Origin of the sequence: Aquiflexum lacus (assembly GCF_015476655.1) — a bacterium.
In the GTDB taxonomy this organism is placed as follows: domain Bacteria; phylum Bacteroidota; class Bacteroidia; order Cytophagales; family Cyclobacteriaceae; genus Aquiflexum; species Aquiflexum lacus.
This window is the reverse complement of sequence record NZ_JABFHF010000032.1, coordinates 56048-68287: the sequence shown is the minus strand read 5'-3', so window position 1 is coordinate 68287 and position 12240 is coordinate 56048. Positions and strand designations below refer to the sequence as shown.

14 protein-coding genes are annotated in these 12240 nt (G+C 37.7%); 9 read left to right on the top strand and 5 right to left on the bottom strand.

The genetic code is table 11. From position 1 onward, the window contains the following. Window positions 1–859: sensor histidine kinase (locus tag HMJ38_RS21505; protein WP_194976505.1), on the bottom strand; the 859-nt coding region annotated here is incomplete at its 3' end. Between the two features lie 147 nt (window positions 860–1006). Here HMJ38_RS21505 and HMJ38_RS21500 point away from each other — a divergent pair. The 5 genes from HMJ38_RS21500 (at window position 1007) to HMJ38_RS21480 (ending at window position 4802) form a co-directional block, all read left to right on the top strand. Beyond that, window positions 1007–1936: an alpha/beta fold hydrolase gene (locus HMJ38_RS21500; protein WP_194976504.1), complete on the top strand. Its 930-nt coding sequence runs from the start codon at window positions 1007–1009 to the stop codon at window positions 1934–1936. Between the two features lie 18 nt (window positions 1937–1954). Beyond that, the gene (locus HMJ38_RS21495; RefSeq protein ID WP_194976503.1) at window positions 1955–2338 is read left to right on the top strand and encodes a hypothetical protein; all 384 of its coding nucleotides are present in this window, start codon (window positions 1955–1957) and stop codon (window positions 2336–2338) included. Then, window positions 2331–2840, top strand: coding sequence for a hypothetical protein (locus HMJ38_RS21490; protein WP_194976502.1), 510 nt, complete (start codon window positions 2331–2333; stop codon window positions 2838–2840). The genes HMJ38_RS21495 and HMJ38_RS21490 overlap by 8 nt, the downstream gene beginning before the upstream one ends. A 118-nt stretch (window positions 2841–2958) precedes the next feature. Further along, entirely contained in the window at window positions 2959–4365 is a 1407-nt protein-coding gene (locus HMJ38_RS21485; RefSeq protein WP_228780197.1) for an alpha/beta hydrolase family protein, read from the top strand. Then, window positions 4362–4802 carry a YybH family protein gene (locus HMJ38_RS21480; protein WP_262892908.1) on the top strand — a complete coding sequence of 147 codons (441 nt, stop codon included), beginning with the start codon at window positions 4362–4364 and terminating at the stop codon, window positions 4800–4802. The genes HMJ38_RS21485 and HMJ38_RS21480 overlap by 4 nt, the downstream gene beginning before the upstream one ends. 127 nt (window positions 4803–4929) lie before the next feature. Here HMJ38_RS21480 and HMJ38_RS21475 read toward each other — a convergent pair whose 3' ends face one another. The 4 genes from HMJ38_RS21475 to HMJ38_RS21460 all read right to left on the bottom strand — a co-directional run bounded on the left by HMJ38_RS21475 (window position 4930) and on the right by HMJ38_RS21460 (window position 7811). Then, window positions 4930–5436 carry a GNAT family N-acetyltransferase gene (locus HMJ38_RS21475; RefSeq protein WP_194976499.1) on the bottom strand — a complete coding sequence of 169 codons (507 nt, stop codon included), beginning with the start codon at window positions 5434–5436 and terminating at the stop codon, window positions 4930–4932. Between the two features lie 306 nt (window positions 5437–5742). After that, entirely contained in the window at window positions 5743–6333 is a 591-nt protein-coding gene (locus tag HMJ38_RS21470) for a hypothetical protein (RefSeq protein ID WP_194976498.1), read from the bottom strand. Next, window positions 6320–6808, bottom strand: a complete 489-nt coding sequence (locus tag HMJ38_RS21465) for an RNA polymerase sigma factor (RefSeq protein ID WP_194976497.1) — start codon at window positions 6806–6808, stop codon at window positions 6320–6322. The genes HMJ38_RS21470 and HMJ38_RS21465 overlap by 14 nt, the downstream gene beginning before the upstream one ends. Window positions 6809–7508: 700 nt before the next feature. Next, window positions 7509–7811 carry a hypothetical protein gene (locus HMJ38_RS21460; RefSeq protein WP_194976496.1) on the bottom strand — a complete coding sequence of 101 codons (303 nt, stop codon included), beginning with the start codon at window positions 7809–7811 and terminating at the stop codon, window positions 7509–7511. A 31-nt stretch (window positions 7812–7842) separates the two neighbouring features. Between HMJ38_RS21460 and HMJ38_RS21455 the strand changes: the two genes are divergently transcribed. From HMJ38_RS21455 to HMJ38_RS21440, 4 genes are all read left to right on the top strand, one after another. Continuing rightward, complete coding sequence (locus HMJ38_RS21455; protein ID WP_194976495.1) at window positions 7843–8823, top strand: sensor histidine kinase; 981 nt, start codon at window positions 7843–7845, stop codon at window positions 8821–8823. After that, window positions 8820–9572: a LytR/AlgR family response regulator transcription factor gene (locus tag HMJ38_RS21450; RefSeq protein WP_194976494.1), complete on the top strand. Its 753-nt coding sequence runs from the start codon at window positions 8820–8822 to the stop codon at window positions 9570–9572. The genes HMJ38_RS21455 and HMJ38_RS21450 overlap by 4 nt, the downstream gene beginning before the upstream one ends. 260 nt (window positions 9573–9832) lie before the next feature. After that, on the top strand, window positions 9833–10879 hold the full coding sequence (locus HMJ38_RS21445) for a pectin acetylesterase-family hydrolase (RefSeq protein ID WP_194976493.1): 1047 nt from the start codon (window positions 9833–9835) through the stop codon (window positions 10877–10879). 110 nt (window positions 10880–10989) lie between these two features. Beyond that, window positions 10990–12138 carry a haloalkane dehalogenase gene (locus HMJ38_RS21440; RefSeq protein WP_194976492.1) on the top strand — a complete coding sequence of 383 codons (1149 nt, stop codon included), beginning with the start codon at window positions 10990–10992 and terminating at the stop codon, window positions 12136–12138. Window positions 12139–12240 lie beyond the last annotated feature (102 nt).

Below are 12240 nucleotides of genomic sequence, written 5' to 3'. Positions count from 1 at the left end.
TCAAAGGGTGGTCAAGATAGCCGGATCGGTGGTCAAGATCATCGGAATCTACAATAGGCTGTAAAATCATAGGAGGCATTATCGCTTTTTTCAGATCTACATCTTCAGCAATTGTAATTTTCACTTCAAGTTGCTCCTCATACCTCATCTTTTCGATGGACAGATACTTTTCCAAAAGTTCAAGCTCCTCCTCCAAAGAAATTGGTTTTTGAAGATTTCCTTCAAGCGAAAAACGCAGTAAATCACTAAGCTCAACTATCGCATTTTCGGCCTTCTTTGGGTTTTCATTCACAAGTGAAGTAATCCCATTAAAAGCATTGAATAAAAAATGAGGATGTAATTTAGATTCTAACGCTTGTAGTTTTGCTTCCTTTAACTGATTTTCAAGTTCTTTTTGTGTAATGAGCGCTTCTTCACGCTTTTGGACATATTCTACAGCGATATAAATAGCCAATAAGAAAAAATAATTTTTAGCAATATTATGAAAGTCGGTATAGAAAAATTTTTGTACTGTAATTGAAAAAGAATCCAAATCTAAATTGTCAGACCAAAGCGATATTTGAAAAAAAATAACAATAATGTAAATAGTGGTATATGAAAGTCCATGAGCAATGAACAATGGTATTTGAAAACCTATTTTAAGTGTTCTAATCTTTTTAAAAATAGGCAGAAGAAAAAGATAAATTAGTAAAATGCCTATTGTCAAAGAAGTTATTGGGTAGTACATTAAGTCGTCCCAATCTAATTTCCCTAGAACCGAGGATTTGACAAAGAGAAGCTGAAAAAAGTTTATAAAAACAATTATTAACCAGCTTATTAGCGCTACAGATCCTTGACTTATTTTTTTTTGAATTCTCACTGGTCAAAATTAAGGCTTAATTAATTTACCCAAAAGTTTACTACTTCAAATTACAACATATTCACTTCAAAATACGCCCTACTCACTTCAAAGAAAAAGAAGATGAACATTTTGATTGTACTTTTAAAGCTATTCTAATTCAGCTAAATGAAAGCTCTCATACAATTTATAACTATCATACCATTTGTTTTTTTGAGCAATAATTTAAATGCTCAGACATCTCACTATGCTGAAATAGAAAATGGAACTCTCCATTATCAAGTGATTGGTTCTGGAAAACCTATTCTAATTATAAATGGTGGACCAGGAATCGACTCTGACGGATTTATGAATCTGGCAGAAAGAGTGGCTGATTTAGGTTATAAATGCATCTTGTACGATCAACGTGGTACTGGAAAATCGGAACTGAAGCAGATAGATAGTACAACCATCACAATGGATTTGATGACTGAAGATATTGAAGTCATTCGAAATGAAATAGGTTGCGACAAATGGCTCGTTTTTGGACAATCATTTGGTGGCGTCATGGCTAACTATTATGCTACTAAACACCCCAACCATATTTCAGGAATTATTCATTCTTCATCAGGTGGAATTGATTTAAAGGTATTAGAGAATGCTGGGGCAAGGATTAACGAATTATTAACGGAGAGTGAGCGTGATTCTTTAACATATTGGAGGCAACAACTTATTGTTGATTTTTCAGAAACAAATCGAGTAAATCATGCCCGGGCACTCGCTAAGGCCTATGTGGTTTCTGATGAGCATGTACCTGCAGTATCGGCTCGTATGAAGTATGTAAACATGAATATAAACAGCTTGGTTTGGCAAGATTTAAGACGAATGAACTATGATTGCAAACAATTATTAAATGATTTCCATCAACCAGTATTAATCGTTCAGGGCAAACAAGATGTCGTAACGGATGATATGGCATTGACTGCGGATTCTGTATTTCCTAATTCAACCCTTATTTTTCTCGATAGCTGTGGACACTACGGATGGTTAGATCAGGAGAAAAAATATTTTGGTGCCATCAAGGAGTTTTTAACATCGGTTGAAAAGGAAGACATTTAGCAGCAAATCACCAACTATGTGAAATCTATCTATGAGCATGATACAACCTTTATTTCAGGATATACCGATGAGTTGATTCAAAAATCAGGGTACTTTTTTTCAAAAAAGGAAAAGTCATGGAGTTATCACTTTATGAGTTATGAGGAGTTAATTAATACTGCTCTTAGTTACAATTCAAAAGAATGGCTCCCAAAATGGTCTCCTATTGAAATTGAAGTTTATGAAATAAAAGAGAAAATTGCCTCAGCAAAAGTGAAAGCTATTTGGGGATTTGATTATATCCTGCTGTCTAAAAATCAGAAGGGCTATTGGAAAATAGATAAAATCTTATGGCAAAGCTATTCTGAAACGGAAACGAAAGAGTATTTTAAAAAATTAAATCAACTAGCTGAAAATGGCTGATTTCATTTCTAAAACTGTGTTACTGACTTTATTCTTAAGTATTTCAATTCCTTTATTCAGTCAAGAAGGTTGTAAATGTTGTACAAACAACCAACGTGCATTCTACTTTTGGGCAGGAACTTGGGAAGTATTTGATACAACTGGAAATAAGGTCGGTGAAAATGAAATCACAACTATAGAAAATAATTGTGCGTTGATGGAAAAGTGGAAAGGTTTAGGAGGAGGATCTGGAACAAGTATGAATTACTATAATCAACAAGATTCCACATGGAATCAAATTTGGGTGAGTGGTAATGGAGGAATTCTGAAACTCAAAGGGACTTTTACTAACAACGAGATGGTTCTCAAAAGTGAACCTTTTTTAGTCGATTCTACGCTATGTTACAATCAAATAAAATGGTCTCAAGTTAACAATACCGTGAAACAAGTTTGGGAAGTTTATGACGAGGAAGGAAATGTTAAACATCGTGTCTTTACTGGGATTTATGTAAGAAAGAAATAACAGTTTTTAATTATCAATTATGCGTTTTGTTTTAATAATTACATTCACTTTTATTTGTTCTTGCTCCTTTTCGCAATTGTATATTGGAGAAGTTGCAACCCGAGATGGTTTTCAGCACATGACCTTAGAAATCAAAGAGGACAGCACGCTAATTTCATTTCCCTATACTTTCAGTCAAACCTTTGATTTCGGTTTTTCCGCTGAAGTAGGGAAATCATTCACGGTGAAAGCAAGATCAGAAAAACGAGAATTCATCGTGAAAAATGTCAACACCGACATAATTGAATTAGAGACAAAATTTACTGGCTATAATCAAAACATTTCTCTAAAACGTCAATTGGATTCAATAAATGAGAGGGAGCTTAGCGAATTCACGGGGAACTTTATTGACGAAAATGGAAACAGAGTAATTGTCTATGCACGGAGAGATAATTTGTTTTTTATGTCTCCCTACACTGAAGAAAGTGCTTCGCTGAAACCTATTGGGAAAAATATGTTATGGAGTACATCAGGAGAGACCACCACGTTTTTGAATAATACAACGAATAAATTTGAACAAATTTCCATCACGAATAGACACGGGAAAGAAGTTAAGCTCAAACGCTCTCATGAATATTCTGTGAAAGAGAACTGGGTAATGGTGGATGGAGATTCCATATATGTGAATTTATTCATTCCAGATTTAAAGGAAAAAATGCCTGCGTGTTTATTACTACCTGGAGGAGGAGGGCAACCTCAGATGGATAATGCAGAATATGAAGCGCGTTTTTTGGCATCTTATGGAGTCATTGCCATGACCTTTGATAAAGTCGGAGTTGGTAAATCTAAAGGGCGAAGTTTTGAAAATTATACCTTCCAAGAAAAAGCAGCTCGTTACCAACAACTTTTTGAATACCTCAAAAACCATGAGCAGGTTGATTTAAAAAAAGTAGGGCTGCATGGCCCGAGTGAAGGTGGGAGATTAGCACTCATGATGGGTGAAAAATTAGTGGATGAAATTGCTTTTATCAATGCCACAGCCACTCCGATAATGACAATGAAGGAAGGACAGTTGTATGCTTTCAATCACTATCATCGAAACCTTGGTGTTTTGGAAGAAGATATAGTATCGATAAACTCTATTTGGAAGTCTTATTACGATGGCATCATCAATGAAAAAATTGACACGACTAACTTTTCATTGATTCGTGAATTACAATTAAAATACAATCGCTTATTCATACCGCCAACGAGTGAAATCATTCCAGTTTCTCCTAAAAAAGAAGATCTATTAGATAATAGTATCGTAACTGACGCCAACAAGCTTGTTTGTCCTGTATTTTTGCAATATGGAGAAAATGATCAGCGCGTAAATCCGACACGCTCTTTACAAAACTTCTATCAGAATATTTCAGATAATTTAGAGGTTACAGTTGAGTTATATCAACGGGGAAATCATTCTATGATGACACCTGAATATCAGATTTGCCCTGGATATGCTTATGATAAAATTAAGTGGTTAAAATCAATTAAAATAATACAATGAAGGTTTATTGTACCATACTATTTTTCATTTTTGCGCATCTTTCATTTAGTAAGTCGGATATTGATTCCTTGAACACAATTGAGCAGGAAATATTATCCGTAAACAGAGCCATGGAAGCAGAGTTTGATAAAGGGAATTATTCTAAAATTGGTGAATTCTATGCAGACAAAGCAGCCATGGTAGGGAACAAAGTTGAAGTAATTGGAAAGGATAACCTAGTTGATTATTGGGGAAAGTTTAAGAATGCCCATTCATGGAAATTAGAAAATATTGAAATAACAGTTTTAGGTCCTAATGTGGCATTGCAGAGAGGATATTCTAATATATCTTATTATAATGCAAATGTACTTCAAACAGCGCGCTCTATTTTCTCGCTTGTATGGATTAAAACTGAAGAAGGATGGAAAATGATGTTAGATCATTTTTCTCCTAGGTAGGTTTTCGGACATCCATACTTGGTTGCCAATGGTTACGGTTTGGGTATGAGCAATACTCACCAAACCAAAGCAGAATTGAAGAATTAAAGCGAATTTTTTCATATTCGTATTTCTTTTAGGTTAATATTTAAATTGAAGCCAAGGGTATTGGCTTTTTCCTTTTCAATTCATACACTATGCAAGACGTTCCATCAAATTCTCTTTCCTCAATAAATTTAAATCCGAGCTTCTCATAAAACCTTTGAGCTCTAACGTTAGACTTCAGAGGGTCAATCAAAATTCCATCTATAGATTTATCTTTAAAACATCTATCTATGGCGAGTTCCATCATTTTCGTCCCATATCCTCTGTTAAGGTTCTGTTCTTCCCCAATCCAAATATCAATTGCTTTCTTGTTCGGTTTAACTTCTCCCCAATACTTAGTTTCTTCTAAAAATGGGTCAATTATTTGTATGAAACCAATCGGATTTCCGTTCAATTCGGCTATTAATTGTTCTCGCCACTCAGGATTGCGCTTCAGTTCGATTTCCCAATTCCAATCGTCATCAGGGTCACAGTCGATAACGTGTTGCTTTGTATCCCAATATTTGACTAAGTTAAGGTCGTTAATCGTTGCTGGTCTTAGTTCTATCATTTGGTTATTTCAGCTTGCAGTTAAAGGTATGCTAAGTATTTGAATTCCATATGTCTGTTTTTAATTTAGCACAATGTTAAAAATACTAGTAATTGCGGCTTAAAAGCTCAAATCTATCACAATACTGCTTAGCATTAATGAAATTTTATGACTTGAATTATCACGCTGCTCGCCATTACTTATATTTGTTGGGTGTAGTTTTTATTTCTACTAGATTTAAGCCTATCCTTGTTCCCCCATGAAATGAATTATCCATCTGAATGAACCCAAATTGTGCGATCAGGAATAATTATACATTTTCTGAATTTAGCCATTAGAAAGCAACTGAAATGTATCGTTGAGTTCATTCAGCTTAATTTTTTCTTCGCGTGTTGCGCTTTTACCCATGAGATAACTTGCAAAAAAGATTAGAATCATAAAAAATATAAATCCGATTTTATAATCTGTGTTTGGGTAATAGCCTAGGATTTCGGGAATGTAAAGTGCAAAGGAAATGCAAAAGGTGATTAAAAGGATAGGTGCATAAAGTCTAAAAAAACGAAGCCGCTTCTTGTAGAAGTTTAGCCAGTGTTTTAAATATTCCTTGGGTGCAAGTGTTTCATCAAGTTTGCTGATTAAAAACACATTATATAAATTAATTGACACAATAATAACCAAACATACTGCCAGAATCCCCAAAGCCGTGTACGAAATATCAAACTTAAAATTTTTGCCGCTTAAAAATCCAAACCACAAAATAAAAACTGTAGTCCCGAATAACCCAATTGCACTTAATATATACTGCTGCTTGATTACCGCAAGTGAATTGATTTTCTTGTTACCAAAGGAATGAGCTAAATCATTCGTATTTAGTTGATTTTCAGACCAAATACTTTTTAAATCATCAAATTTTTTCATAATTATTAAATATTTCAGTTAGTTTTAGTTTTATACGATGAATTCTTACAGCCACTGAATTTTCTCTAATTCCCAGAACTTCGGCAATTTGCTTGTAGGATAATTCATCAAGAAACATGGTAATTATTAACCTATCAATATTTTCCAGTTTATTGATCGCTTTATACAAGAGATTAATATTCTCATTCTTCTCATCATTATTGGCTAACACTTTTTCAATTTCTTTTATATCTATAGCTTTTGACTCATTTTTTTTGATGTAAGTGAGACATTTATTTATGGCTATTCTATAAATCCATGTGGTACGAGAAGATTGTCCGTTAAATTTATCCCAATGCTTCCAGGCAGATAAAAATGTTTCTTGTGTAAGATCATCAGCCTCATGGATTGAATTGGTATACCCAAAACAAAGACTTTTTATCTTACTGCTGTATTCCAGGTAAATAGAAGAAAATTCTTCGCTTATATTATCCATGTTTAGGCGTCACGATTTTAAACCTTTATCCATTTGACTCCAAATCTTGAATAATATTACAAAGGGATAAAAAAATTTTTTCAAACAATGAAATAACCTTATTATGAGCTACTATTCTAAGACTTCAGAGGAAAAATTCTCTGGTCGGCACCTTGCATAATCCGTCTAGTCTCTTATTTTTTGGTAATTTATGACTTGCACATAACACCCTTTTACTCGAAACAGTGTTTTGCCTATACATCTATATTGAAATCAATAAGGTAAGTTTAATCCAACGTACAACGGTTAACCCCGGATATGGTATGTGACCCCTTGTCTGTGGTCAACCGGATGTTGAATGGAGTTGTCCTTTGGAAGAAAGACTCGCATGTATCTGCTCTTTTTCCTTTACGGGTATAGAAGTAGGTGCATGGCCGACGGACATAGGAATTTGATCTGATCAAATCATTTTGTTTTGGTAGAAAAAAAATCGGCCTTAAGGTATAAGTTGTTTTAGGCCTATCGTGTCCACATCGGCTATTTTTTCAAGACCATTAAAACAGGAACTTGGCATTTTTAAAAAATAATGGAAGGAAAAATCCTGGGTTTGAATATAGCCATTGAAATGTATAGAAGGGTAAGGTTTCAAAATTTTTCTCGACCGGATTTTTTTCAGTTTTTTCAAGGTAATTCTTCCCTCCTGATAGCATTGCGCTCGCCCCTAGGGGCGCAAAGGGGGATTGAGGATGGAGGGGGGGGGGGCGGTACAGTTGAACTGATTTAATAGATATGTTCCTTTGACGGTATGTTTGTTCAATTCACCGACATCCATGTTCAGTTCACTGGGTTCGACAGATACAGGGAGCATAATAGGACTTAATTTCAGGTAAATCAACCATAAGAAAGCATGAAATTTCCCGTGAATTTGGGACAAACCTAAAGTCGGTGAAGACACCTCAGAGGCTCCCTGAATCAGGAACCCCCATTTTTGGTAGATACACCAAAAACTCGTAACTAGTTGCATAATCCTTGTTTTAAAAATTCTATTCTCAAAATTGAAACTCAACACAAAAACCATATTTCCCATTGCCCTATCCGTGGTTTTGCCCCTTCTGGGGATATATGCAAACCCCGAAACGGAGTCCATTTTTAATCTGGGTTTCATCGGTAACTGGATAGTTGGATTCATCACCTGTTACATGTTGTGGTACATGCTATGGGAACTTTGGAGGGTAAAAAAAACCAAATACAGGGCTTTGCTATTTGTGTTGGGCATCATTGCTTGTATTGGCGTTTTAAACGGTTTTTTTTTCCTGTTTATGACAGATGGTGTAGAAAATTCATTAAGGGCCCAATCGATAGCTAGAATCATATTTGCTTCCATCATTTTTATAATTATTCAATATGCGCTCAAAACGCAGGAAAACATTTCGAGGTTATTGATTGAGAAGGAGCAGATACAGAAAGAAAATTACAGGGTCCAATTAAAAGCGCTGCAAAAAACGGTCGATCCACACTTCCTGTTCAACTCTTTGAACACGCTGCGTTCCATGGTGCGCCAACAGCATCAACATGCAGAGGCGTTCGTAATGAAGCTGTCCGACTTTTACAGGCAAATATTGAGTCATGACGATAACTCGACGCTACCGCTTTCAGAAGAGCTGATGGTGTTGGAGTCGTACCTGTTCCTGATGAAAAACCGCAACGAGGCAGCCATGCAAGTGAAATTGGGGGTTGACAAGAAGTTGCATGCGTTGCATTTGCCTTCTATGGCATTACAGGTAGTGGTGGAGAATTGCTTCAAACACAACAGCATGACCGCCAAAAAGCCGCTAACCATTGAGATCGTAAGTACGGAAAGCGGTCATATCGAAGTATTCAATAACCTCCAACCAAAAATTGAAGAGGCTGAAAGCTCCGGATATGGCCTGGATGTTTTGAGAAAGCGTTATGCGCTTTTGAACGAGCAGGATGGGGTAACGATTAAAGAAACGGACGGACATTTTCTTGTACAATTAAAACTGCTGAAAAGATGAATGCCTTAATTGTGGAAGACGAAGCACATACCGCCTCACTTTTGCAGGAAATCATTGAGCAAGATGACGATTTTATGGTCATCGAAAAACTGGAATCGATAGCAGAAGCGGTCCAGTACCTGAGTAAATACCAGAAAAACCTGGATATTCTCTTTTTTGATATCCAGTTGGCAGATGGGAAGAGCTTCGAAATCTTTAAACATGTGGATGTAACCGTGCCCATAGTGTTTTGCACCGCCTACGATGAATATACCCTCCAAGCCATCAAAAACAATGGGATAGACTATGTGCTCAAGCCTTTCAAAGAGGAAGAAATACATGGAGCGCTCCAGAAGTACAAAAGGTTGGTCAGCAGTTTGCAAGCTAAAAATGCAGCACCCGTAATCATGCAGACACAGGATGACAAGAAATTCCAAAAGAGCTTTCTGACCCAGCACCGCGAAAAATCTATAATCAAAAAAGTGGAGGAAATCGCCGCTTTTACCGTGGAGTATGAAAACGTGTACCTCTACACCTTTGAGGGTGATAAATATCCCATTTTTAAAAAACTGGAATACGTGGAATCCGTATGCGATCCGAGCCGGTTCTTTCGCGTCAACCGACAGGTGTTGGTGAACAGAGAGGCCATCCAATCTTTTGAGCCTTATTTCAACCGAAAAATAATCTTACAACTTAGTGTACAGCTTCCCGAGCAAGCGGTGGTCAGTCGGTTGAAAGTATCGCCATTTAAGGAATGGTTGGAGGGATAGGGTAGTATCTTTGTTAAATTGGTGAAATAGTTAGTTTTTTTATCTATCAATTTTTTTCATGATACGGTACAACTGATAAAAACCTTAATTCCCAACCTGTTCAATTGACTTGCCGATTGGTGCAGTTCAGTCAGTTTGCACCGAATCAGAACGATCAAATGAGATAATTTTACGATGTATTCAAAACAACAAACACTTTAAATCTTGGTAAAATGAAAACATCTAAAATCAGTCATTTATTATTTCTATCTCTGTTTGTGGTGCTCTTGAGCTGTGTAGAAGATGAAGGGCAACAACCTGAAATCGAACCTGTAGAGACCTCCCCTTTTCAGCAACTCTATGACCAAGGAGTGGATAGGTATCTAGGTACCATTACCCCAGTTTCATCAGCATCTGCCGGTCCGGGTGTAACTGAGCATGTGTTTAGTAGTGAAGATGGGCCCGTTTGTTTTACCGGCAAACAATTTTCTATGTTCACCAGAAACGGAGGCAGCAATAACCTGATGATCTTCCTGCAAGGAGGGGGTTTTTGTAGCCCAGTAGTTTGTGCAGCAGTTGAAGAGGGCATCCCTTTTATTCCTTTTGGGATATTAAGCCCGAGCGACCCACAAAATCCTGTTGCAAATTATAATGTAGGGTATGTGCCTTACTGCGATGGTTCCATGATGTCGGGCGATAATGAAGTGGATAGCGATGGTGATGGCGTAAATGACCGTTTCTTTAAGGGTCTACAAAATTTATCGGCATCACTCGATGTGATTTTCAAGAACTATCCTTCGCCCGAGAAGATTGTCCTTGCCGGAAATAGCGCAGGAGGTTATGCAGTGCATATTGCGTTGCCTTTAGTTAGAAAACTATATCCCGAAGCCCGTATTTATGTTGTAAATGATTCAGGGCAAGGCATTGCTAATCCGGGAGGGATGGCTTCACTTTTTGACTATTGGAATGCCGAGGCGTTCATTCCGGCAAGTTGCCCAGACTGTATTGGGACAGACGGCAACCTGACAGGCCTTCATAATTATCAGCTTGCAAAAGACGATAATATCCGCATGGCGTATATTTCCTCAAAACAAGACTCAGTGACCTCAGCTTCTATGGGCGGGCAAGTCTTCGAAGCACAACTCCTCGAAGCTTCCATAGAACTTAACAACGCCCACCCCGAACGCTTCCAAAGTTTGATCGATAATGGTGATGCACACACCTATATCATCAGAAGTTTCAATCTTGAAATAGGAGGCATCTCCGTGAGGCAATGGCTTGCCAATATGATCAATGAAAGCGCGGGTTGGGAAACAGTTATTGAATAAAAAAAAAACTTATCTAAAAAGCATTTCCCAATAATTATTTTCCATCGAAGATGGATGTTTGATAATCATTTACCTCAAAAATTTAATGTTAAAATAGATTCGATTTAATTATGAAAAAGCTCAAATTCATTCCAGTAGTTATATTCTTATCCATTGCTTTATTTATGGTTTCTTGCCAAGATGATGATGACATTGATGTTTCGCCTCTAGAAGAAACAGAAGTTGAAATATTAACTTCAGCAGGTGGCATTGAATTCGTCAGGACTCCTGAAGCCCAATTTGAAAATTTACCAGACTGGCCTTACGATTATAAGTATGTTGAAATAGACGGATTACGCCAAGCCTATGCAGAAGCGGGGCCAGCAGATGGTGAAGTTGTATTATTGCTCCACGGCCAACCAAGTTGGTCCTACCTCTACAGGAAAATGATTCCTGTACTGGCTGAAGCCGGATACCGGGTCATTGCAATGGACCACATCGGTATGGGACGCTCTGACAAACCCATCGATATCAACTACTACAGCTATCTGGGTCATGCTGATCGCTTAGGGCAATTTATTCAGACCCTTGGGTTAAGCGACATCAACTTGTTTGTACAGGACTGGGGCAGCTTGATCGGTCTGCGGGTAGCCGGACTTAATCCGGACTGGTTTGCCACGATAAGTGTCGGAAATGGAGATTTAATACTGATTCCTGAAGGCGTTCAACCCTTTCCACCTGTAGAAAATCCAAATGAACATGAAGATTTAAACTTCCCGCTTGCAATCGTTCCTGATCAACAGTTTCCCTTTTATAATGGTTGTGAATTGCTCTTTGGAGGAGGAAGTCCGCAGGAGGGCTTTGGAGAATGGATAAACTATGCCATGAAAGACACTGCCTTTCATGCTTCTGAGGTAGTAGAAAGTGGCACTTGGTTCCCTTTATCAGAATCAGAAGAAGCGGCCTACGATGCGCCATTCCCCAGCCGCGAATACATGGCGGGTGTCCGTACTTTCCCGTCATTGATCAATCAAATGCCCGGTCTCAACCAGGATGCCTGGGCGGGTCTTACTTCATTCGAGAAGCCATTCCTGACTATTTGGGGAGGGAATGATCCTGGCAACTTAGGCAGTTGCGAAACGCAGCAAAAGTTTATTGATGAGGTTCCAGGGGCTGAAGGGCAGCCGCATGACCGTCTTCCTGAAGCCGGCCATTTTCTGCAGCATGATCAGGGTGTAGAGATAGCCACTAGATTGGTTGAATTTTATGGCAATTTCTAATTTGAGGTAAAGCCCCTCCTATGAGCCATGAAGTGCCCACTTTATGGACCTAGCACCATACCCATCATTCCTGTTTCTGGATGAATTTTACCACAGCCATGA